Source organism: Flavobacterium xizangense (assembly GCF_054075145.1).
Genome location: NZ_JBSIPG010000003.1, coordinates 18,363 through 41,583, shown reverse-complemented (window position 1 = coordinate 41,583; position 23,221 = coordinate 18,363). Strand labels below are relative to the sequence as shown.

The window sequence follows — 23,221 nt, the reverse complement described above, 5'->3', positions numbered from 1 at the left end:
TCGTTTTAGGAAGCAAAAACTGTATTTTTGTGTAACTCAAATGATGCTTTCTGCATTTCTAAAAATACGATCATGACAGACTTAAAAAATAAAACTGCACTAATTACAGGAGCAGGAAAAGGAATTGGAAAAGCAATTGCAATTGCACTGGCCAAAGAAGGTGTAAATCTAATTTTAATTGCCAGAACTCAGGCCGATATTGACCAGCTTGCAGATCAAGTAAATAACTTAGGCGTAAAATCTTTAGCAGTAGCCGCAGATGTTTCGGATATTAATTCTATAAACGAAGCAGTTGAAAAAGCTTTAGCCGAATTTAAAAACATTGACATTTTAATTAATAATGCCGGAATTGCTTCTTTTGGAAAATTCTTAGAATTGGAGCCAAGCGATTGGGAAAAAATCATTCAGGTGAATTTAATGGGAACGTACTACACGACTCGTGCCGTTATTCCAAACATGATTGAAAGACAAACGGGAGATGTCATCAATATTTCATCAACTGCAGGTTTGAACGGAAACCCATTAACAAGTGCTTACAGTGCCTCTAAATTTGCGGTTTTAGGTTTAACTGATTCTTTGATGCAGGAAATGAGAAAACATAACATTAGAGTTTCAGCCCTTACACCAAGTACCGTTGCAACAGATTTGGCAATAGACTTAAATTTAACCGATGGAAATCCTGAGAAAGTAATGCAATCTGAAGATATTGCCGAATTATTAATTGCTCAGCTTAAATTAAACCGCAGAGTTTTTATCAAAAACAGCGCTATCTGGTCAACTAATCCTTAAAAAATTAAAATCATCCCGATAGCTATCGAGACAAATTCCAATCTAAATCAAACTTGGAATTTGGAATTTAAGTATTGATATTTGATAAAATTAAAAATGATGGAACAATATTTAAGACAATTAGTCGAAATAGAATTTGAAGATAAAAAGCAAATTTTTACCGGATTCCTTATTGATTATTCTGATGACTGGATTTTGCTTCGAAATAATCCTGTTGATTTTATTTTAGATGGTTTTGTGATTTTGAAAAACAAAAACATCTTGGCGGTTAATCGCGATCATGATTTGGCTTTTACTGAAAAAGTGATTCGTTTAAAAGGCTTAAAAATCAATTCTGAAGATATAATCCCGATTAGAGATTTGGAATCGATTTTAAACTTTATCAGCAACAAATATGGCATTTTTCAAATTGCTAAAAAGTCTGCAAAATCGGCATACTTAGGGAAATTACTTTCTCTTTCAGAAGAAGAACTTCTTATTGATTTTCTGGATATCAGAGGTCAGTTTGGCGGTGAATTAAGTTTCAATCCTGAAAAAATCCGAGTTATAGAATTTGATACGGATTATATTAATTCTTTGAAATTGGTGGTTTCTGAGGATCAGAAATAAATTTTTAAAAAAACAAAAAGCGTATAATTTTTAAAAATTATACGCTTTTTGTCATTCCGAGGAACGAGGAATGACAAACTATACGCAAAATTGGATTATCTTACGATTTTAAGCTTCCGCCAATTTATTTACAAACTCTATACGAACACTTCCATCTTCATCAATTTTAGTTAAATTGATTTCTTGCAAAGTATTTACCAATTCCGGATTCCAAGGTGTTTTTACTTTTACGTAATTTTCTGTGAAACCGTGAATATATCCTTCTTTATTTTCTCCTTCAAAAAGAACCCTTCTTTGCGTTCCTAATTGACTTTCGTAAAAAGCACGACGTTTTTTAACCGATAATCCACGAAGCATTTTACTACGTTTTGCACGAACATTTGCCGGAACAACTCCATCCATTTCAGCTGCTTCTGTATTATCTCTTTCTGAATATGTAAATACGTGTAAATACGAAATATCCAATTCATTTAAGAAATGATAGGTTTCTAAAAAGTGTTCATCTGTTTCTCCAGGAAAACCGACAATCACATCAACACCAATGCATGCATCAGGCATTACCTCGCGAATTTTATTCACGCGATCAATATAAACTTCGCGCAAATAACGGCGTTTCATCAATTTCAAAATATCATTGCTTCCCGATTGCAGCGGAATATGAAAATGCGGAACAAAAGTGCGGCTTTTAGAAACGAATTCGATGGTTTCATTTTTTAATAAATTCGGCTCGATCGACGAAATTCTTAAACGTTCGATTCCTTCAACTTTATCTAACGCCTGAACTAAATCCAGAAAAGTATGTTCGTGTTTTTTATTCCCGAATTCTCCTTTTCCGTAATCACCAATATTCACACCCGTTAAAACAATTTCACGAATATTTTGAGCCGAGATTTCTTTTGCATTTTTAAGAACATTTTCTAAAGCATCACTTCTAGAAATTCCTCTTGCCAACGGAATTGTGCAATACGTACATTTATAGTCGCATCCATCCTGAACTTTCAAGAAAGCACGGGTTCTATCACCAATGGAGTAACTTCCAACATAAAAATCGGCTTCAGCAATTTCACATGAGTGAACTTCACCCATATCGTTTTTGCTTAAATCATGAATATAATCGGTGATTTTAAATTTTTCTGTAGCTCCTAAAACCAAATCAACACCATCAACAGCGGCTAATTCTTCTGGTTTTAACTGTGCATAACAGCCAACTGCCGCCACAAAAGCTTTGTCATTCAGCTTCATGGCTTTTTTTACAACTTGTTTAAACTGTTTATCAGCATTTTCAGTTACCGAACAGGTATTTATTACATAAATATCGGCAACTTCTTCAAAATCGACGCGGTCAAAACCTTCGTCATTAAAATTTCTGGCGATTGTAGAAGTCTCTGAAAAATTCAGTTTACAACCCAGCGTATAAAAGGCAACTTTCTTTCTATTTTCCATAATTTTCTTAAATTAATGAAATCGTTGTCAAAAAATTTAAGGGTGCAAATTTACAAACAATATTTGTAAAAGAAAATTCAATAATCGACTTCGTTTCAACAATTTGCATAAATTAGAGTTTTTTTAAAAATAAAATACACTTAATGATTGCAAAAATTTTGTAAAACAATATTTTTTTCGAACTTTACGTTATACAATTCAATAAGAATTAAATGACAAAAATATCGATTAAGTGCAAATTTCATCGATTAAATACATTTTTTTTCGATTTAAATTGAAAAAATCTTACATTTACTAGAGCTAAATCTTCAATCGAAATTTAGCAAGATTTGGAATTAATAGAACGTATTGATTAATTTAATAATAAATCGGACATAACAATTTTGAATTTCAATCGTTATGTTGTTGTTTTGTGTTACAAAATGAAATGGGAAAGCCGAAAACCAAAGAGAGTAGGCAAAATAAATTTACAAATACCACACTTTATGAAAGCATTTTTACCCACAATCTGCTTGATGTTCTTAGCCATTTTTAGTTCCCAAGCGCAAACTAATGCTGCTCCAGCAACAAATCCATTTCCATCTATCAGTACTTTAACGACTTGGGCAAGTTTAAACTCTCAGCAACAATTTGATGTTGCTATTCGTGCCGTTGGTTTTAAATTTGAAGTAAAAGAACCAGGCGCAGAATCTACTGCCTATACTTATATTCGTAAAGTAACCGTAAATGAAGTAAATTACACAGACAGAATTGTTTACAGAATCACAAATAACAATTCTGCAAGCATTATTTCCCTTGTTACGGCATCTACAGATTTAGTAAGTTTGTACACACCACAATTAGCAACTTTCAAAAACAACAATTGCAAAACTGAAATGTCTAAAGACAAAAACACTACTTGCAGCTGTTACGAAAGTGCTGCGTATGCAATCGATCTTTGCGACGAACGCGTAAAATTAACAATGGGTGACGGAAATAAATATTTTGTTTCTGTAGCTAAAAAATAAATAAATCAAGAAACGACGTTTTCCAAATCTTTGCAAGCCTTAAAAGTTTACAAAGATTTGGAACGCATTTCTTAATTATACATTTGGATTTTTCATTTCATACCAGACTTCAGTTTCTCCTTCATACTCAAAAGAGTTTACATACTGTAAGCCTAATTTTTCGAGAATTTTTCTTGAGTTTTCATTCCCTGCGTCTGCATATGCATACAGCGCATCTACTTTCATTTCATTAAAAGCATAATCTACAAAAGCTTTTCCTGCTTCGGTCGCGTAACCTTTTCCCCAATGTTTTTCTATGAAACGATAACCAATTTCATAAAAGTTTTTATGCCCGTTAATTTCATCTGTGATAAATTTTATTCCAGACCAACCCAAAAACTCATTGGTTTCCTTAAGAACTACCGCCCAACGCCCAATCCCAAAATCCTTGTATTGTTTTCGAACAAAATGAATATATTCAATACTCTCTTCGAGCTTTTTTACTGGATTATTTCCCAAAAAGAGATGAACTTTTGGATTTGAATCCAATTCAAACATTCCATCAGCATCTGAAAGAAGAAATTCCCTTAATAGCAAACGCTCAGTTTCAATTGGATTTTTCATCAAAATTTAATTTAAGATGTATTTCTGCACTACCTCTGCTACTCCATCATCATTATTTGAAGCTACAATTAAATCTGCTCTATCTCGTAATTCAGGCGTTACATTATCAACCCAAACACCAAGCCCGGCATATTCTATCATTGTCAAATCATTTCCTGCATTACCTACAGCAATAATTTCTTCTTGAAGAATTCCTAGTTTCTCTGCCAAAAATCGCAAACTTGCCGCTTTATCAATTCCTTGCTGTGCTGCTTCCAAGAAAAAAGGTTTTGACATCGAAACACTTAAATGTGGCATTTTAGCTTTCAAATCTTCTTCTAATTCTTTCAATTCTGAAGGCTCTTTTAAAAGAATACATTTTACAGCAGGTCTGTCTACAAAATCCTTAAAACTAGAAACCAAAAGATGAGGCATTCCTGTAATTTCTTTTTCGATTTCTATAAATTCAGAATCCGTTTCGCTTATAATTTCGCCATCTAAATATGTAATGATATGTGTATTCATTTTCACACTGTAATCATACAAATCATGAATTTGTTCAACAGTTAATTTCTGCTCAAATAAAACAAGATCATCTTTTACACGACTTATAATTGCTCCGTTAAACGAAATCATATAAGAATCATTAATATCTAATTCCAATTCTTTCGCATAAGCTGTCATTGCCGAAGTTGGGCGACCAGAGGCCAAAACCACATACACTCCTTTTGCCTGAGCTTCTAATAATACTTTTTTATTTAAATCTGAAATTCTATGATCGTCTGTCAACAAGGTATCATCCATGTCGAGCACTAACATTTTGTATCGCATGTTTTTTAGTTTGCAGTCGCAATCTCAGTTTTCAGTTATACTGTGAACGGAAAACTGGAACTGAACACTTTTTAAATACTCATTCTGAAATCTTCAATAACAGGATTTGCTTTTGCAAAATCGGTTTCCTGAATAAAAACCTCAACTGCCAAATCTGTTCCGCCAAAACCTCCCAAACGAGCTGATTGGATATTATCTTTTTTTACTGTTTCTACTCCCGCTTCTTCTAATCTTTCCTGCAAAGCAATTGCTAATACTTCACTTCCTGAAAACACCTTCATTAATCCCATAACATTTTATTTTTTATTGTAAAATTATTTTTAATTCTTCCTGAAAACTTTCATTTTCATTCATCCCGATATGTCCTTGCCCTTTTAAAGGATAAAAATGCCCTTCAGAACCTAAAATTTTATTTAACCGAATTGAATTTTCAACAGGAATTAGCTGATCATCCAGACCATGAAAAATATAAATCGGCGCTTTGACTTTTGGCAGATATTGATACGTTTCTAAATGAAACTTTTTCATGAAATCAGGAAAAAAACGAACTCTGGTTCCTGATAATTCTGTGAAACTAAAATAAGGCGATTGCAGAATTAACGCTTTTGGATTATTTTCTGAAGCTAAAATTGCTGCTAAACCAGAACCAATTGAATAACCTGCAATAATAATTTTATTTTCAGAATATTTTTGACGTAGTTTTTTATAGACAACAGCAACATCTTTATTTAATTGTTCCTCATTCTCAATCTCACCTTCACTTTTTCCAAAACTGCGATAATCCAGAATAAAAATATCATATCCTAAATTAGTATATGTTTTCGCAATCGTTCCCCAAGTTTCTAATGTTCCAGCATTTCCATGAAGATAAAACACAAGTCCTTTTGAGTTTTTTTCAGCCTTAAACAACAAGCCATTTAAATTTACACCATCAAAGGATTTAATATTCAATTCCTCAAAATTGCTCTGATAATTAAATTGATAATCTTTTGAAAGACTGGCACTTTGAAAAACCATTCCAACTTGATTAAAATATACATAAGAAACAACAATTACATAAATAATAACAAAAAACGCCAATAGCGCAATTGTCAAAAATTTGAGTGTATTTATCATTTCCAAAAATATTCTAAGATTTTTACTCCTCTTCTTCTACGTCGTCTTCCTCCTCATCCAATTCTTCTTCCCCTTCTTCATCCATATCGAATAAATAAGGTTCCAAAAGCATTTTATCTGCTAAAATTTCGATGCGTTCTGTCAAATTTTCAGTAAAAATCAAACGCTGTGTTTTGGCAATACTATTTGAGATACGCATAATTTTGGTTTCATGGCGTAATTTCAGAATAGGATCTGCATCGTCAAGAATAAACATTCTTAAACGATTTACATTATAACCAGCGGTAGAAAACATATCACTCAATTTTGTTGGTGTTCCAATCAAAACATCAATTCCTGTCGAAATATAGTTTTTATCGTAGTCCATGTCTCCTTTATCGTGAACACCATAAACTTCCAGATTGGTATATTTTCCGTACTTCTCAAAAAGCGCTTCCATTGCCAATACTTTTTCTTTGTCTTCGACAATAATCAAAGCACGTGGAGATTCTTCGTTTTTTCCTGCCAACTGCTGAATTACATTCAAAACAATTGTAGTTGTTTTTCCACTTCCACTAGGAGAAACAACAATACAGTCAGCACCGCTTTTTATAGTCGAAAAAGTTTCCAGCTGCAAAACATTTGCTTCTGTTAAACCATTTTCAATAAGTGCATCTTGTAGTTTTTCGTTTATTTTTTTTAATTTCATTCCTAAATTTTAGATTTATGATTTTAGATTGAAAACTAAATCATCATTTACTTGCGAACATTTTCACATCATTCTCTGAGATTTCATTTCCTCCTAAAATGATTAATCTTTCAACAACATTTCGAAGTTCACGAATATTCCCTGTCCAATCGTATTCCTGCAATAATTTTATGGCTTGCGCCGAAAATCCTTTAACAGCATTTCCTTGTTCCGAAGCAATTTTTTCAGCAAAATGCGAAATCAAAGCCGGAATATCGTCACGTCTTTCATTCAATGGCGGAACTTTTATTAGAATTACAGCCAAACGATGGTATAAATCTTCACGGAAACGACCTTCGGCAATTTCTGTTTTTAAATCTTTATTTGTTGCCGCAACCACGCGAACATCAACTTTAATATCTTTATCAGCACCAACTCTGGTAATCATACTTTCTTGTAAAGCACGTAAAACTTTGGCTTGCGCAGAAAGACTCATGTCCCCAATTTCATCTAAGAAAATAGTTCCTTTATCAGCCGCTTCAAACTTTCCTGCGCGATCTTTCACTGCCGATGTAAACGCACCTTTTACATGTCCAAATAATTCACTTTCGATCAATTCACTCGGAATCGCAGCGCAGTTTACTTCAATTAAAGGAAAATTTGCACGCTCGCTTTTTTCATGTAATTGATGGGCTACTAATTCTTTTCCAGTTCCGTTTGGTCCCGTAATTAGAACTCTGGCTTCAGTTGGTGCCACTTTATCAATCATCACTTTTATATGATTAATAGATTCGCTCTCGCCAATCATCTCGTAATTCTTGCTGACTTTTTTCTTTAGAATTTTATTCTCAACAACTAATTGCTTTTTGTCTAAAGCATTACGAACGGTATTCAATAAACGGTTCAAATCTGGCGGTTTTGAAATATAATCAAAAGCGCCCAAACGCATCGTATGAATCGCCGTTTCCATATCGCCATGCCCCGAAATCATCACCATCGGAATTTCCGGTTTTATCTTTTTTACTTCTTCTAAAACCTCAACACCGTCCATTTTTGGCATTTTGATATCGCACAAAACCAAATCGTAATCGTTGTTTTTTATTTTTTCAAGTCCCGCAACGCCATCCTCAGCTTCATCAACCTGATAGGAATCATTTTCTTCTGATAAAATTTTTACCAAAACTCTTCTGATCGCTGCTTCGTCTTCGATAATTAGTATTTTACTCATTTTTTTTAAGGTTCTGAGGTTCTAAGATGCTAAGGTACTGAGGTTTTTTTTACAAGAAGCTAAAAGCTTAGCATCTTAGAACCTTAGCACCTTTAAAAATTAATATTTTAACCATTTATACAATTCTTTCCATGTTGGTTTTTTTCCGTACATTAAAATACCAACTCGGTAAATTTTTGCAGCGAACCACACAACAAGGAAAAAGGTAGCAAACAATAATGATACCGAAATTGCGATTTGCCACCACGGCACGCCAAACGGAATACGCATTAACATAACTATTGGCGACGTAAGCGGAATCATCGAAAATACAACGGCGACTGTTCCGTGCGGATCGTTTACAACTGTAAAAAACCCGATATAAACGCTCAAAATCAGAGGCATTAAAATTGGAAGCAGAAATTGCTGAGAATCGGTTTGATTATCAACTGCCGCTCCAATTGCTGCATAAAATGAACTGTATAAAAAATATCCTCCAATGAAATAAATTACGAAACCAATTAAAATACTTGCAATAGGTAAATTCCATGCTTCTCTTAATCCCATTTGTATTATTCCAGAAAAATTATGATCTACTGATTGCATTAATACGGGTGGAATATTTGATCCCGGTCCAATATTTACACCAAAAAATGCTGAAGCTGCAAACATTAATCCTAAACCAATTATCGCCCAAATCATAAATTGCAGAATTCCTGCCAATGAAGTTCCGACAATTTTACCAATCATCAACTGAAATGGTTTTACTGATGAAATAATGATTTCGATAATTCGGTTTGTTTTTTCTTCGATTACGCTTCGCATTACCATATTTCCGTAGATGATAATAAACATCATAATCAAATAACCAAATGCGCCACCTATTGCGATTTTTATCTCATTTAAACCTTTTAAACTCTCTTCTCCAGAAGCTTTTACTAAGTGAATATTTACATTTGATTGTGCTTTTTTAATAGCCAAAGTATCCAATTTTGCTTCTTCAAGATTTAACTTTGTAATCTTTGACGCAATAACATCCTGCGTGTTTTCGATAAAGGAAATACTCGGACTATTATTCGAAATAAATTCTATTTTACTTTCTAAATCTTTAAGATTATTTGTTTTTGGAATAACGATTAATCCGCTGAAATCTTCTTTTGTAATGCTGTCTTTCAAAGCTTTCACATCAATTTCAGATAAATTCAGATATTTAAATTCTGCTCCTTTTTTATTTTCTTTTAAGAAATCAGAAGCAAAAAGTCCGGTTTCGTCATGAATAGCAATTCTTTTTGTTTCGGCTTTCATTGAGCTCAAATAACCAATAAAAATGGCTATCGCAACAAATAAAAGCGGACTCAAAAAAGTCATGACAACAAAAGATTTATTGCGGACTTTGGCAATAAATTCTCTTTTTATAATTAATGAAATAATGCTCATTTCTTTATTTTAGATTTTAGATTGTTGACTTTAGATTTTTAGATTTTAGGTCTTCACTCTAAAATCTAAAATCTGAAATCTAAACTTTGTTTTCCGTTACAGTCTGAATAAAAATATCGTTTATGCTTGGAATTTTTTCTACAAAATGCGTTACTTGTCCGCGTTGCGTAAGAATATTCAAAAGTTCATTTGGTGAAGCATTTCCTATTTGGATATTTAGCTTTAAATCATCATTTAGCGATTTGAAATGAGCAGGCGAAACGGTAAATTTTTGCGTAATATCATACATCAAGCCTTCAATATTGCTCGTCAGGATTCCAACTTCAAAACTATTAGTTCTAAACTTGCGTTTAACATCGACCACTTTTCCTTCTATCAGTTTATTTGATTTGTGAATTAAAGCGATATTTTCGCAAAGTTCTTCTACACTTTCCATTCTGTGCGTCGAGAAAATAATAGTTGAACCTTGTTCTTTTAATGCCAAAATTTCATCTTTAATAACATTAGCATTTACAGGGTCAAATCCTGAAAATGGCTCATCTAAAATCAACAATTTCGGCTTATGCAAAACACAAACAACAAATTGAATTTTCTGTGCCATTCCTTTAGAAAGTTCCTGGATTTTCTTGTTCCACCAGCCCTGAATTCCTAAACGATCAAACCAATAATCCAATTGCTTTTTAGCTTCGGCTTTAGAAAGTCCTTTCATTTGTGCCAAATACAAACATTGCTCGCCTACTTTCATAGAACTGTATAATCCTCTTTCTTCCGGAAGATATCCAATTGTCTGAACATGTTTCGGCTGGAGTTTTTCTCCATCCAAAATTACCTCACCGCTATCGGGTAATGTAATTTGGTTTATAATTCTGATAAGGGAAGTTTTTCCAGCTCCATTCGGACCTAAAAGTCCATATATACTGCCTTTTGGTACATTTAATGAAACTTCGTTAAGCGCTACATAATCGCCATATCGTTTTACGACCTTATGTACTTCGAGTAAGTTGCTCATGCTGTTTTTGAGATTTTCTGCGTTGCTTATGCCATTATGGCCAAGCGACTGTAAAAGTAAATAATTAGAAGCGAATCTTACTACTATTACATAAAAAACCCATCCTAAAATTATGTTAGAATGGGTTTTTCTATTTATTTAAACATTTTGAAAAAGTCCTGATTATGAGAACATATCTTTTACTTTCTCAAAGAATGATTTCTCTGATTTTTCCGGACTTGGAGCAAAATGCTCATCGTTTAAAGCATTTTCAAAGAATTGTTTTTGTTCTTTGTTTAAAGTTTTTGGAGTCCAAACGTTAACGTGCACTAATAAATCTCCGCTTCCGTAACCGTTTAAGCTTGGAATTCCTTTTCCTTTTAATCTTAAGATTTTTCCAGATTGGATTCCTTCCTCTAACTTAATACGAACTTTTCCGTTGATTGCTTCAATATCTTTTGAAGCTCCTAAAACTGCTTCAGGAAAACTGATGTATAAATCAAAGTGAACGTTTTCACCTTCACGTTTTAGGAATTCGTGTTCAACTTCTTCAATTGCAACAATCAAATCACCCGGAATACTGTTTCCTGGCGCATCGTTACCTTTGTTAGAAACTTTCAACTGCATTCCATCAACAACTCCCGCAGGAATTTTGATTGATACTGTTTCATCTTCCTGAACCATACCTTGAGCATCAGCCTCAGCAGGTTTTTTATCTAAAATCTGACCAGAACCACCACAAGTAGGACAAGTTGACGCAGATTGCATTCTTCCTAAAATGGTATTGGTTACACGCATTACCTGTCCCTGACCATTACAAGTCGTACAAGTTTTATACGTTACACCTTTAGCCTGAACTTTACGTTTTACTTTTACTTTTTTCTCAACTCCATTTGCAATTTCCTCTAAAGTCAATTTAACTTTAATTCGAAGATTGCTTCCTTTGGCACGGCGAGGACCTCCGCCTCCGCCTCCGAAACCGCCAAATCCGCCACCAAAAATATCACCAAACTGGCTGAAAATGTCATCCATATTCATACCACCATGGCCGCCGCCAAATCCGCCAGCGCCATCAAATGCCTGATGACCATATTGATCGTATTTCGCTTTTTTCTGTGGATCACTCAAAACTTCATAAGCTTCAGCTGCCAGTTTGAAGTTTTCTTCTGCCTCTTTGTCGCCTGGATTTTTATCAGGATGATATTTTAAAGCGCTTTTTCTGTACGCTTTTTTAATTTCGGCAGCATCAGCATTTTTTGAAATGCCTAATATTTCGTAAAAATCTTTTTTCATAATTAGATTAGGTTCCAAATCTTAAAAATTCCAAAATCCAAAAAATGCACTTGAAATTCTTTTGCATTTTTTTTAGTTTCCAACTACAACTTTAGGGAAACGAATAATTTTGTCTCCTAATTTGTATCCTTTTTCAATAACATCAACAATTTTCCCTTTCAATTTGTCAGATGGAGCCGGAATTTGAGTAATTGCCTCTGCAACATCAGCATTGAAAGCATCTCCAGCCTGAATTTCAACTTGTTCTAAACCTTTAGAAACTAAAGTGTTTTTGAATTTTTCGTGAATCAACTCAACACCTTTTTTCAAATTTTCATCATCAGATTTGTTGATTTCTACAGCAGCTCTGTCAAAATCATCTAAAACTGGAAGCATCGCCAATAAAACCTCTTGGTTTGCTGTTTTAAACAATTCAAGACGCTCTTTTGAAGTTCTTTTTTTGTAATTTTCAAATTCGGCAAATAATCTCAAAAACTTATCTTTTTCGTGAGCCAAGTCTTTCGCTAATTGCTCCTCAACACTTAATTCTTCAACAATTAACTGCTCTCCGTTGGCATTGTTCTCTAACGTTACATCATCTAATTCCTGATCGAATTCTGTATTTTCCGTAGTCATATTACTTTTATTTTTAAAAATATTCTTAAACTTCATTTTTATTCTTTTTTGTGATTGCAAAAGTACTGCCAAATATTTTAAAATGTCAAATTGTCACTTTATTAAAAATGAGTTGCTTAAAATACGAAAGCAATCCATAAAAATTTTATTATAATTTTAAGACTATTACGTTATAGTTTGTTTTATCTTTGAGGTCATTAAAACGTAAAACATTACACCAAAATTGAATTTAAGGGTTGGCTTCGGCCTCAAAAATAATTATTAATTCAAATTTACCTTATATTAAAAAAAGCTTCGCCTTATAGAGACGAAGCTTTTTTTTATACTTTCATTTGATTTTATTGCACGGGCGGAGGGATTCGAACCCCCATCAACGGTTTTGGAGACCGCTATTCTACCCTTGAACTACGCCCGTAACTTAAGGTCGGCAAATTAAAAGTTTTTTTTCTTCTCTGGCAACTATTTAGGGCAGAGATTTCAAAAGAAATCCCTTTAAATCTGCACATTCCGAAGCAAAAACCTTTCTTACAGACAGTTAACCTAACAATGCATTTTTCAATCCTTCAAAATCAACCGAAACCTGCTCGCCTGACACTAAATTTTTAAGCGCATAAGTATTTGACGCAATTTCCTGATCTCCTGCAATTACTGCAAACGGAATCAAACGTTTATCTGCATATTGAAACTGTTTTCCAACTTTTACATTATCTGGATACAATTCTACTTTTATATTTTCTTGTCTTAATTTCTGAATTGCTTTTGAAGCATATAAAGCTTCTTTATCTCCATAATTCACAAACAAAGCTTTTGAAGTAGCGGCAACAGTTTCAGGAAACATTTGCAATTCTTCTAAAACCAAATAAATTCTATCTAATCCAAATGAAATTCCTACACCGCTCATATTTTTCAATCCAAAAATTCCCGTCAAATCGTCGTATCTTCCGCCACCGCCAATAGATCCTATCGAAACTGTTTTTGGAGCTGCAACTTCAAAAATTGCTCCAGTATAATAATTTAAACCACGAGCCAAAGTCACATCTAAATCCAAAATCGCAGTCGAAAGTCCTAAATTTGCAACATTGTCGCAGATGAATTTAAGCTCTTCAACACCTTTCATACCTTCTTCTGATGAAGACAACAATTCTGAAAGCTGATTGATTTTGTCGGCGAAAGAACCACTAAAGCTAAACAAAGGCTGAACTTTTACTAAAGCTTCTTCAGATATTCCTTTTTCGATCATTTCTTTTTTAACACCGTCTTCTCCGATTTTATCTAATTTATCAAGAGCGACAGTAAAATCGATTAATTTATCTGAAGCACCAATAACCTCAGCAATTCCAGATAAAATTTTTCTGTTATTGATTTTGATTGTCACACCTTCTAAACCTAAAGATGTAAAAACAGTATCATATAGTTGAACTAGCTCTACTTCCTGCCATAGTGATTTTGAACCAACAACATCGGCATCACATTGAAAAAATTCTCTGTAACGTCCTTTTTGCGGGCGATCTGCTCTCCAAACCGGCTGGATTTGGTATCTTTTAAATGGAAATTCAATTTCGTTTTGATGCTGTACAACGTATCTGGCAAAGGGAACTGTCAAATCATATCGCAATGCTTTTTCTGAAATTCTTCCGGTAAATTTATTCAATTCAATTCTTTGATCTAAACTTATTGTTTCAGCAGAATTAGTTTGAAGCGCTTCTAAAGATTCAGGCAATTCAATTTTACTTTTATTGAAGAAAAAATTTCCTGAATTCAGAATTTTAAAAATCAAACGATCGCCTTCTTCTCCATATTTCCCCATCAAAGTATCTGAATTTTCAAACGAAGGCGTTTCAATTGGCTGAAAACCAAATTTCTCGAAATTAGCTTTTATTGTCTGAATAATATATTGACGTTTTGACACCTCTGCAGGTGAAAAATCTCTGGTTCCTTGTGGAATACTTGGTTTTGAAGCCATCTTTTTTATTTTAGATTTCTGATTTTAGATTTTAGATTTCTTTTTGAACTAAAATATAAAACCTTAAAATTAATTTATTTCTAGATTTTGTTTTAGATTGTTGGATCTTCAGACTTTCGACTTTAAAGCTTTCCAACTTTCAACTTAATTAAGTTTGCAAATATCTTACTTTTTAAAATAAATAATAACACTTGGAAAACAAACTTGTAACAAAAACCGTATTTTCGTGACAAATTGGTCATGATGCTAAAATTATTTAAAGAAAATATCCGAATTGCTTTTGGTTCCATCAAAACTCAAATTCTGCGAACCATTCTTACCGTATTAATTATTGCTATCGGAATTACCGCTTTGGTTGGAATTTTGACCGTTGTAACAGCGCTCGAACATACAGTTTCGACCAATTTCGCTTCAATGGGCGCCAATACGTTCAACATCAATCAATACGAAAACAACCTTAAGAATCGAGGTGGAAACGAACGCGAAATCATAAACCCAATTATTTCATATCCTGAAGCCGTTGCTTTCAAAAATAAATACAAATATCCGTTTACCGAAACTTCTCTTTCATTCACCGCAACTTCAAAAGCTGAAGTTAAATTTTTAGGCGAAAAAACAGATCCGGAAATAAAAATCCTTGGTGTTGACGAACATTTCATTTCCAATTCTGGTCTCGAAACTACATTAGGCCGTTCTTTCAATCAATTTGATATTGACAACAATACTTATTCCTGCATTGTAGGTTCTGATTTTGAAAAAGGATTATTGAAAGATGTTAATCCAATTGACAAAATCATTTCGATAAGAGGCGCACGTTTTAAAGTAATTGGCGTATTAAAGGAAAAAGGATCAACTTTTGGAAACAGTCAGGATTTACGTGTTTTGATTCCAATTCAAGTTGCACGTTCTTTATTTACAGCACCAAATATTAATTATACCATTAGTGTCATGGTTTCTAAAAAAGAACTTTTAGATCCTGCCATTGACAATGCAACGAGTGTTATGCGAAGAGTTCGTAAATTAAATCCTGTTCGCGATAACAATTTTGGAATAGGCCGAAGCGATGATTTGATAAATAGAATTCTTGGAATTACACAATATTTAGGCTGGGCTTCTTGGATTATTAGTATTATAACTATTCTGGGTTCCTCAATTGCTTTAATGAATATTATGATTGTTTCGGTTACAGAACGTACTCGCGAAATTGGTGTTCGTAAAGCTTTAGGGGCTACAAAAACAACTATTTCTACTCAGTTTTTTATTGAAACACTATTGATTGGGCAGATTGGTGGATTGGTCGGAATTATAATCGGGATCTTGCTTGGCTTTGCCATTGCAACGGCAATGAATTTCTCATTCGTTATTCCTTGGGGCGCTATTTTTGCAGCCTTTGCGACTAGTTTTACTGTTGCAATAGTTTCCGGTTTATATCCCGCAATTAAAGCATCGAAATTAGACCCTATTGAAGCTCTTCGTTACGAATAATTAGTCGCAGTTTCAGTTATTTGTGTGACTGAAAACAGAGACTGAAAACTTTAAACATTCCCCTTAATCATTCGATCATTATTATAAATATCTTTTCGAAGTTCGATATTTTTGAAATTCATTTTTTCCAGTAAATTATTCATTTCTTTTCCTAAGTACTGATTGATTTCAAAGTATAATTGTCCTTTTTCTAAAAGATTTTTTTTAGCTAATTCAGCAATCTTTCTGTAAAAAATCAATGCATCGTTATCATCAACAAATAGAGCCAGATGTGGTTCAAAATCCAAAACATTCTTTTTGATTTCAACCTTTTCCAGATTCCGAACATAAGGCGGATTTGATACAATGATATCATAATCTGATTTCAGCGCTTCCAATTCCAATATATTCTTAAGCATAAAAGTAACATCGACATTATTATTTATAGCATTTCTTTTTGCAGTTTCTAGTGCCTTTTTAGAAACGTCAATTGCATAGACTTTTGCATAGGGAATATTTTTTGCCAACGAAATTGCTATACAACCGCTTCCTGTCCCGATATCTAAAATTTTGATTTCTTTAGAATGTCCTTTATTTTCATTAATAATCCACTCCACCAATTCTTCGGTTTCTGGTCTCGGAATCAGGACATTTTCATTCACTTCAAAATCCAAACCATAAAAACTGGTTTTTCCCAATAAATACTGAATCGGAACTTCGTTTTTTAAATCATCCAATATTGAATCCCAAACCATAAAATCCTTTTCAGAAAAATTCAGTTCATGATTTAAAGCCAAATCAATCTGGCGCAATTTATGTTTGTCTTCTAGAATTAAATAGAAAAAACTCTCCGCTTCGTATGCATCATATAAAGGCGATAATTCTTTTATAAACTGAGTGCGGTATTGTTTAATTTTCATTTCTGATCTCTAAGTAATTTTATTCAGCAAAAGCTAATTTTTATTTCAAATAAGTATTGGAAAATCTAATTTGTTACAAGATTTTATAAAACTTTCAGCATCCAAACCGGGCAAGAATTATGCCCAGTACATCCTAAAGGAGCATCTAAATATTCAAAACCCGATTTTTTATATAATTTTTGAGCCGCATGCATAAAAGGCATTGTTTCAATATAACATTTTTCAAATCCAAAATTTCTCGCTTCTTGTAGGCATTTCTCCATCATTTGACTACCAACTCCTAAACCCCGTGTTTTAGGCGAAAAATACATTTTTTGAAGTTCACAGATTTCTGAAGCACCATTTTCTAAAGGCGCAATGCCGCAACAACCTACTATTTCTCCTTCACTTTCGACTACAAAATAGACCGATCTCGGTTTATTGTATTCTTCAAACATCAAATCAAGATATGGATCTGCATAAGCTGTCCCTACTTTTGGAATTTCCATTTCGTCAAAAACAGAACGTATTAATTGTGCTACAGCCTTGTTGTCTTCTTTTTTAATTGCTCTGATTATGTAATCTTTCATGTTTCGTTATTCGGTAATATATCTACAAAAGTAAAAATACTTTTCCGATAGTTTCTCAACTATAATGTTAACTATCGGGATTAAAGTCAAAAATGATTATTTTTGCACCGTGAATACACATGAAAAACACATAAAACGCTGCATTGAACTGGCTCAAAACGGTTTCGGAACCACTTATCCAAATCCGATGGTAGGAAGCGTAATTGTTCATGAAGGTAAAATAATTGGCGAAGGCTGGCACAAAAAAGCTGGCGAACCTCATGCCGAAGTAAATGCTGTACAATCTGTAAAAGATAAATCGCTCCTAGAAAAAGCTACCATTTATGTAAGTCTGGAACCTTGCAGCCACTTTGGAAAAACACCTCCGTGCTGCGATTTAATTATTGCAAATAAAATTCCAAATGTCGTCGTTGGAACCGTCGATCCGAATGAAAAAGTAGCAGGAAGAGGAATTAAAAAATTAATTGAAAACGGCGTAAATATTACTGTTGGAGTTTTAGAAGAAGAATGCAACGAACTCAATAAACGTTTTTTTACTTTCCATCAAAAAAAGAGACCATATATTATATTGAAATGGGCCGAAAGTCAAGACGGATTTTTAGCGCCAGAAAAAGAAATCGGTCACGAACGAAAACCAATTTGGATTACGAATCAATATTCGAGGCAATTAGTTCATAAATGGCGAAGCGAAGAACAGGCCATTTTAGTGGGAACGCAAACGGTTATTGATGACAATCCGAAATTAAATACTAGAGATTGGTCAGGAAACAACCCAGTTCGAGTGGTTTTAGATCAGAATAACCGAATTTCAAAAGACAGTTTTATTTTTGATAACAGCGCAAAAACAATTGTATTTTCTAAATTAGAAAACAATATTTCTAACGAAAACACCATTTTTGAGAAGATTGATTTTAATGAAAATACAATTTCTCAGATTTTGGACGTTTTATATCAGCATCAAATTCAATCTGTAATAATTGAAGGCGGAAGACAAACTTTGCAATCTTTTATAGATTCAAATTTATGGGACGAAGCCCGCATTTTTATTGGAACAACTATTTATGAAAAAGGCGCAAAAGCACCAATAATTCACAAAAGCAATATTTTAAAAACAACTATTCAAAACGACGAATTATTATATATTACAAACCATGATTGATACCATAATTTTTGACTTTGGCGATATTTTCATCAATTTAGACAAACAGGGAACTATTTCAGGATTGAAAAAATTAGGAATGACCGAATGGAGTTCAGAAATGGATCGTTTGAATTTATTATACGAAACTGGTGATGTTTCGTACGAAGATTTTTTAGGTGGATTTCAGAAAGAACTTCCAAATGCTTCTATTGAAGAAATTTTGGAAGCTTGGAATGCTGTTTTAGCTGATTTTCCATCATATCGATTAGAGTTTTTAAAAGAGCTTTCAAAAAAATACCGTTTGTTTCTTTTGAGCAATACTGATGCCATTCACATTGCCACTTTTGAAAAAACTGTAGGCAAGCCTTTTTATACTGATTTTTACAATTGTTTTGAAAAAGTTCATTTTTCATATGAAATCAGAAAACGCAAACCAAATGCCAATTCATTTCAGCATTTAATTGACGAACATAATTTAATTCCGGAACAAACGTTATTTGTTGACGATAAAAAAGAAAACACAAATGCTGCCGCTGCTTTAGGATTTAAAGTATGGAATTTACAAGTTGGACAGGAAGATGTGATTCAGTTATTGGATAAAAATTTACTTTAGAAAAATTACTTTTGGAATACAGCGATATTTATCAAACCATTGCTTTCGCATCTGATGAAGTGCTTTTTAAGGAAAAAGGAAGCAAATTCTTTGGGTACGCATTTCCTATTGAAAGCGAAGACGAAGTAAAACCAATAATTGAAGACTTAAAAAAACTGCATCCGCATGCTGTACATTATTGTTATGCGTATCAATTAGGAACCGCTCCAAAAATATCGTATCGGGCAAATGACGACGGCGAACCCAGCAATACTGCGGGCGCTCCTATCTATGGACAAATTCAATCTTTTGGGCTGACAAATATTCTTGTCGTTGTTGTTCGTATTTTTGGCGGAGTAAAATTAGGTGTCGGAGGTTTGATTTCAGCTTATCGAACTACAGCACAAATGACGCTTGAAGTTTGTGAAATTGTCGAAAAAACAATTGACGTTCATTTTTTAATCTCTTTTGATTATAAAAATATGAATAAAGTTATGCGGGTTATCAAAGAAAAGAAACTGGAAATTACCTCTCAGGAAATGGAAATCGATGAAGATTCCGGACTCCCAATTGGGAAAATAATCACAAAAACACGCAAAAAAAATGCCGAATCAGTATTCGACATTTTTGATTTAATGTTTGAAATTGATATTAAAATTGTGTAAATTAATATTAAAACACACCTCATTTTAACAATTATTCCAACGTTTTAAACAATTCTAAAATATAATCCGGAGGTGCTGTTGGACGACCCGTTTTTAACGAAATAAATACTAAAATAAATACTGCAGTTGTTAATAACTCATTTGCCTCATTATAGATGGCACAGTCAAATTCAATCTTAACAGATGACTGACTTTTGAAGGTTGTATGAATTGTAAGAAGTTCATCATATCGCGCTGATTTTTTATAATTAATTTGCATCGAAACAATCGGAAGCCCAATACCTCTTTCTTCCATGCTAGCATACGAAATCCCTTTATTTCTAAGCCATTCCACGCGTCCAATCTCAAAATAAGGCACATAATTTCCGTGATAAACAACTCCCATTTGGTCAGTTTCTGAGTAACGAACACGCACTTGCGTTTGATGATTTTTCATTATTTATAGATTAAAAAAAATTAAATTCCTAAAGTTCACTTACAACTTTTTTTTTATAAAATTAGACCCAAAATATTTTTTTTTACAGAAATTTGTTCACATATTTGTTATCCCGAAATACGGAAAAATTTTGCTCCACTTTTATTAGGAGAATCTTTATCAATAATAAAAAACTTATCTGAATCTATGACTAAAACTGCTCAATCGGTATGGGAAAACTGTTTGTCCTTTATAAAAGACAATATTCAAGATCAAGCTTACAAAACTTGGTTCGAACCAATCAAATCAGTTGAGCTAACCGACAACGCATTATATATTCAGGTACCAAGTAAATTCTTCTACGAATGGTTAGAGGAACACTACGTTAAATTATTGAAAGTTGCGCTTACCAAAGAACTAGGAAAAAACGCAAAGTTACTCTATAAAATTAAAATGGAAAACACTTATGGAAACAAACAGCCGTTTACCGAGCAGCTGCCAAGTTCCAACAGAGTGCCTATGAAACCGCAAGAGGTTGATGCTCCGTTTAAAAACTTAAATCCTGAGCTTAAAAATCCTTTTGTAATTCCGGGAATCAGAAACCTAAAAATTGAATCACAACTAAACCCAAATTACAGTTTTGACAATTTCCTTGAAGGAGACTCAAACCGTTTGGCTCGTTCTGCAGGTATGGCTGTTGCCAATAAACCTGGAGGAACTTCATTCAACCCCTTATTGATTTTTGGTGGAGTTGGTTTAGGAAAAACACACTTAGCGCACGCTATAGGTGTTGAAGTAAAAGATAAATATCCTGAAAAAACGGTTTTATATATTTCTGCCGAAATTTTCACACAACAATATATTGATTCTGTTAAAAAGAATAATCGTAATGATTTCATTCATTTTTATCAGTTAATCGATGTTTTAATTATTGACGATGTTCAGTTCTTATCTGGAAAATCCGGAACTCAGGACGTTTTCTTCCACATTTTTAATTACTTGCACCAAAACGGAAAACAGGTAATTTTAACTTCAGATAAAGCGCCTGTTGACATGCAGGATATCGAACAACGTTTGTTATCTCGTTTTAAATGGGGATTATCTGCAGAATTGCATCAACCAGATTACGAAACGCGTATTTCCATCTTAAAAAACATTTTATACCGTGACGGTGTTGATATGCCGGAAGATATTTTAGAATATGTTGCACGAAATATCAAAACCAATGTTCGTGAGCTTGAAGGTGCAATTATTTCATTAATTGCTCAATCTTCTTTCAACAAAAAAGAAGTTACTATTGAGTTGGCAAAAAGTGTTGTAGAGAAATTTGTTAAAAACGTAAAGAGAGAAATCTCAATCGATTATATTCAGAAAATTGTATCTGATTATTTCCAATTGGATATTGAAACGCTTCAATCTAAAACCAGAAAAAGGCACGTTGTACAAGCGAGACAATTGGCTATGTTTTTTGCCAAGAAATTTACAAAAGCATCTTTGGCAAACATTGGGTCACAAATTGGAGATCGCGACCACGCTACCGTTTTGCATGCTTGTAAAACCGTTGACAATTTAGTTTCTACAGACAAACAATTCAAGAAATTTGTCGAAGACATCAACAAAAAATTAACGCTATAAACGCGAATCATGCCAGTAAAAATCTTAATGGTTTGTTTGGGAAATATTTGCAGATCACCTTTAGCCGAAGGTATTCTGGCTTCTAAATTACCAAAAGACAAATTTATAGTTGATTCAGCCGGAACTGGATCCTGGCATGTAGGCCACGCGCCCGACAAACGTTCGATTGCTGTTGCTCAAAAAAACGGGCTAATTATTGACAATCAAAGAGGAAGACAATTCAAATCTTCAGATTTTGAAGAATTCGACTATATCTACGTAATGGATAATTCGAATTACCGCGATGTCATTCATCTTGCCAAAACTCCTGAACACAAAAACAAAGTCAATCTAATTCTGAATGAATTATTTCCAGATGAAAACGTCGATGTTCCAGACCCATATTTCGGAGCAGTAAATGGCTTTGACAATGTTTACCAAATGTTGGATGAAGCCGCAGACATAATCGCTAAAAAACTTATCGAAAAGCATTCATAATTTGTATTTCAGTTATTTATAAATAATTGAAATACATTTTTCTTTTTTAATTTAAAATATCTCAAAATGAAACTTCTAGGAAAACTATATTTAATTCCAACTACAATGGGCGAAAGCGATCCGATGGATGTTTTACCTCAGACAGTAAAAAGAAGTATCGAACTTATAGATCACTACATTGTTGAGAATGACAAAACTGCCAGAAAATCAATAAAAGCAGTTTATCCTGAGAAAAAGCAATCCGAATTAGTTCTTTTTACTTTGAACAAACGTACCGAACCAAGCGAGCATTTGGATTTCATAAAACCTTTATTAGAAGGAAAAAATATGGGATTAATGAGCGAAGCTGGTTGTCCAGGCGTTGCTGATCCAGGCGCTGTGATTGTAAAACTGGCGCATGAAAAAGGAATTCAGGTTGTACCATTAGTTGGACCATCTTCTATCCTATTGGCAATGATGGCTTCAGGAATGAACGGACAAAGTTTTACTTTTAATGGTTATTTGCCAATTGACAAAGACGAAAAAAAATCAGCAATACGTCATTTTGAAAGATTATCTCAGGACAAAAACCAATCACAGCTATTCATTGAAACTCCATATAGAAACAATAAATTAATCGAAGATCTTTTGCAAATTTTAAATCCCTCAACACATTTATGCATTGCAACAGATATTACTTTGCCAACAGAATTTATCAAAACCATGAAAGTTTCTGACTGGAAAAAATTAAAAATTGACATTGATAAACGTCCTACGATTTTTATTATCCATAAAATGTAAACTTACTTTAAAACCA

Annotated in this window: 25 protein-coding genes and 1 tRNA gene; 10 read left to right on the top strand and 16 right to left on the bottom strand. The window is 33.4% G+C overall.

What is annotated here, in order from left to right; translation table 11 throughout:
• Positions 1–72: 72 nt before the first annotated feature.
• Positions 73–789 carry a 3-ketoacyl-ACP reductase gene (locus ACWA1B_RS10350; protein WP_456906572.1) on the top strand — a complete coding sequence of 239 codons (717 nt, stop codon included), beginning with the start codon at positions 73–75 and terminating at the stop codon, positions 787–789.
• Between the two features lie 99 nt (positions 790–888).
• Positions 889–1,398 carry a hypothetical protein gene (locus tag ACWA1B_RS10345; protein ID WP_456907035.1) on the top strand — a complete coding sequence of 170 codons (510 nt, stop codon included), beginning with the start codon at positions 889–891 and terminating at the stop codon, positions 1,396–1,398.
• Positions 1,399–1,506: 108 nt separating this feature from the next.
• On the opposite strand, the gene mtaB is transcribed toward ACWA1B_RS10345, so the two are convergent.
• Positions 1,507–2,841, bottom strand: coding sequence for a tRNA (N(6)-L-threonylcarbamoyladenosine(37)-C(2))-methylthiotransferase MtaB (gene mtaB / locus ACWA1B_RS10340; protein WP_456906570.1), 1,335 nt, complete (start codon positions 2,839–2,841; stop codon positions 1,507–1,509).
• A gap of 485 nt (positions 2,842–3,326) precedes the next feature.
• On the opposite strand from mtaB, the gene ACWA1B_RS10335 reads away from it, so the two are divergent.
• Positions 3,327–3,848: a hypothetical protein gene (locus tag ACWA1B_RS10335; RefSeq protein ID WP_142451264.1), complete on the top strand. Its 522-nt coding sequence runs from the start codon at positions 3,327–3,329 to the stop codon at positions 3,846–3,848.
• A 75-nt stretch (positions 3,849–3,923) separates the two neighbouring features.
• Here ACWA1B_RS10335 and ACWA1B_RS10330 read toward each other — a convergent pair whose 3' ends face one another.
• From ACWA1B_RS10330 to hisS, 12 genes are all read right to left on the bottom strand, one after another.
• Positions 3,924–4,451 carry a GNAT family N-acetyltransferase gene (locus ACWA1B_RS10330; protein WP_456906568.1) on the bottom strand — a complete coding sequence of 176 codons (528 nt, stop codon included), beginning with the start codon at positions 4,449–4,451 and terminating at the stop codon, positions 3,924–3,926.
• Between the two features lie 6 nt (positions 4,452–4,457).
• Positions 4,458–5,261: a Cof-type HAD-IIB family hydrolase gene (locus tag ACWA1B_RS10325; RefSeq protein ID WP_456906566.1), complete on the bottom strand. Its 804-nt coding sequence runs from the start codon at positions 5,259–5,261 to the stop codon at positions 4,458–4,460.
• Positions 5,262–5,332: 71 nt separating this feature from the next.
• Positions 5,333–5,551 (bottom strand): putative signal transducing protein, encoded by a 219-nt coding sequence (locus tag ACWA1B_RS10320; protein WP_026727963.1) that lies wholly within the window; start codon positions 5,549–5,551, stop codon positions 5,333–5,335.
• A gap of 13 nt (positions 5,552–5,564) precedes the next feature.
• The gene (locus ACWA1B_RS10315) at positions 5,565–6,377 is read right to left on the bottom strand and encodes an alpha/beta hydrolase (RefSeq protein ID WP_456906564.1); all 813 of its coding nucleotides are present in this window, start codon (positions 6,375–6,377) and stop codon (positions 5,565–5,567) included.
• A 22-nt stretch (positions 6,378–6,399) separates the two neighbouring features.
• Complete coding sequence (locus ACWA1B_RS10310; protein WP_456906562.1) at positions 6,400–7,065, bottom strand: DEAD/DEAH box helicase; 666 nt, start codon at positions 7,063–7,065, stop codon at positions 6,400–6,402.
• A gap of 43 nt (positions 7,066–7,108) precedes the next feature.
• Positions 7,109–8,272, bottom strand: coding sequence for a sigma-54-dependent transcriptional regulator (locus tag ACWA1B_RS10305; RefSeq protein WP_456906560.1), 1,164 nt, complete (start codon positions 8,270–8,272; stop codon positions 7,109–7,111).
• 99 nt (positions 8,273–8,371) lie between these two features.
• Positions 8,372–9,688 carry an ABC transporter permease gene (locus ACWA1B_RS10300; RefSeq protein ID WP_456906558.1) on the bottom strand — a complete coding sequence of 439 codons (1,317 nt, stop codon included), beginning with the start codon at positions 9,686–9,688 and terminating at the stop codon, positions 8,372–8,374.
• A gap of 79 nt (positions 9,689–9,767) precedes the next feature.
• Positions 9,768–10,697, bottom strand: a complete 930-nt coding sequence (locus ACWA1B_RS10295) for an ABC transporter ATP-binding protein (RefSeq protein WP_456906556.1) — start codon at positions 10,695–10,697, stop codon at positions 9,768–9,770.
• 162 nt (positions 10,698–10,859) lie between these two features.
• Positions 10,860–11,969 (bottom strand): molecular chaperone DnaJ, encoded by a 1,110-nt coding sequence (gene dnaJ, locus ACWA1B_RS10290; RefSeq protein WP_035647994.1) that lies wholly within the window; start codon positions 11,967–11,969, stop codon positions 10,860–10,862.
• 72 nt (positions 11,970–12,041) lie between these two features.
• A complete protein-coding gene (locus tag ACWA1B_RS10285) occupies positions 12,042–12,620 on the bottom strand; it encodes a nucleotide exchange factor GrpE (protein ID WP_456906554.1) in 579 nt (192 codons plus the stop codon).
• Positions 12,621–12,928: 308 nt separating this feature from the next.
• Positions 12,929–12,999 (bottom strand) — tRNA-Trp (locus tag ACWA1B_RS10280).
• 120 nt (positions 13,000–13,119) lie between these two features.
• Positions 13,120–14,547, bottom strand: coding sequence for a histidine--tRNA ligase (hisS, locus tag ACWA1B_RS10275; protein WP_456906552.1), 1,428 nt, complete (start codon positions 14,545–14,547; stop codon positions 13,120–13,122).
• A 240-nt stretch (positions 14,548–14,787) separates the two neighbouring features.
• Here hisS and ACWA1B_RS10270 point away from each other — a divergent pair, with 240 nt between their 5' ends.
• A complete protein-coding gene (locus tag ACWA1B_RS10270; protein ID WP_456906550.1) occupies positions 14,788–16,032 on the top strand; it encodes an ABC transporter permease in 1,245 nt (414 codons plus the stop codon).
• Between the two features lie 50 nt (positions 16,033–16,082).
• Here the strand turns inward: ACWA1B_RS10270 and prmC are convergent, their stop codons facing one another.
• Together prmC and ACWA1B_RS10260 are read right to left on the bottom strand one after the other, a co-directional pair.
• A complete protein-coding gene (prmC, locus tag ACWA1B_RS10265; protein WP_456906548.1) occupies positions 16,083–16,931 on the bottom strand; it encodes a peptide chain release factor N(5)-glutamine methyltransferase in 849 nt (282 codons plus the stop codon).
• Positions 16,932–17,014: 83 nt separating this feature from the next.
• Positions 17,015–17,500, bottom strand: coding sequence for a GNAT family N-acetyltransferase (locus tag ACWA1B_RS10260; protein ID WP_456906546.1), 486 nt, complete (start codon positions 17,498–17,500; stop codon positions 17,015–17,017).
• Positions 17,501–17,609: 109 nt separating this feature from the next.
• On the opposite strand from ACWA1B_RS10260, the gene ribD reads away from it, so the two are divergent.
• The 3 genes from ribD to ACWA1B_RS10245 are packed head-to-tail and all read left to right on the top strand — an operon-like array spanning position 17,610 to position 19,898.
• On the top strand, positions 17,610–18,659 hold the full coding sequence (gene ribD, locus ACWA1B_RS10255; RefSeq protein WP_456906544.1) for a bifunctional diaminohydroxyphosphoribosylaminopyrimidine deaminase/5-amino-6-(5-phosphoribosylamino)uracil reductase RibD: 1,050 nt from the start codon (positions 17,610–17,612) through the stop codon (positions 18,657–18,659).
• Positions 18,652–19,254 carry an HAD family hydrolase gene (locus ACWA1B_RS10250; RefSeq protein ID WP_456906542.1) on the top strand — a complete coding sequence of 201 codons (603 nt, stop codon included), beginning with the start codon at positions 18,652–18,654 and terminating at the stop codon, positions 19,252–19,254. Before ribD ends, ACWA1B_RS10250 begins: the two co-directional genes overlap by 8 nt.
• Before the next feature lie 11 nt (positions 19,255–19,265).
• Entirely contained in the window at positions 19,266–19,898 is a 633-nt protein-coding gene (locus ACWA1B_RS10245; protein WP_456906540.1) for an IMPACT family protein, read from the top strand.
• Between the two features lie 31 nt (positions 19,899–19,929).
• Here the strand turns inward: ACWA1B_RS10245 and ACWA1B_RS10240 are convergent, their stop codons facing one another.
• On the bottom strand, positions 19,930–20,334 hold the full coding sequence (locus ACWA1B_RS10240; protein WP_456906538.1) for an acyl-CoA thioesterase: 405 nt from the start codon (positions 20,332–20,334) through the stop codon (positions 19,930–19,932).
• Between the two features lie 186 nt (positions 20,335–20,520).
• Between ACWA1B_RS10240 and dnaA the strand changes: the two genes are divergently transcribed.
• From dnaA to ACWA1B_RS10225, 3 genes are all read left to right on the top strand, one after another.
• The gene (gene dnaA / locus ACWA1B_RS10235) at positions 20,521–21,948 is read left to right on the top strand and encodes a chromosomal replication initiator protein DnaA (protein ID WP_026727948.1); all 1,428 of its coding nucleotides are present in this window, start codon (positions 20,521–20,523) and stop codon (positions 21,946–21,948) included.
• Between the two features lie 9 nt (positions 21,949–21,957).
• Entirely contained in the window at positions 21,958–22,425 is a 468-nt protein-coding gene (locus ACWA1B_RS10230) for a low molecular weight protein-tyrosine-phosphatase (RefSeq protein WP_456906536.1), read from the top strand.
• A gap of 66 nt (positions 22,426–22,491) precedes the next feature.
• Positions 22,492–23,205, top strand: coding sequence for an SAM-dependent methyltransferase (locus tag ACWA1B_RS10225; protein ID WP_456906534.1), 714 nt, complete (start codon positions 22,492–22,494; stop codon positions 23,203–23,205).
• Positions 23,206–23,221 lie beyond the last annotated feature (16 nt).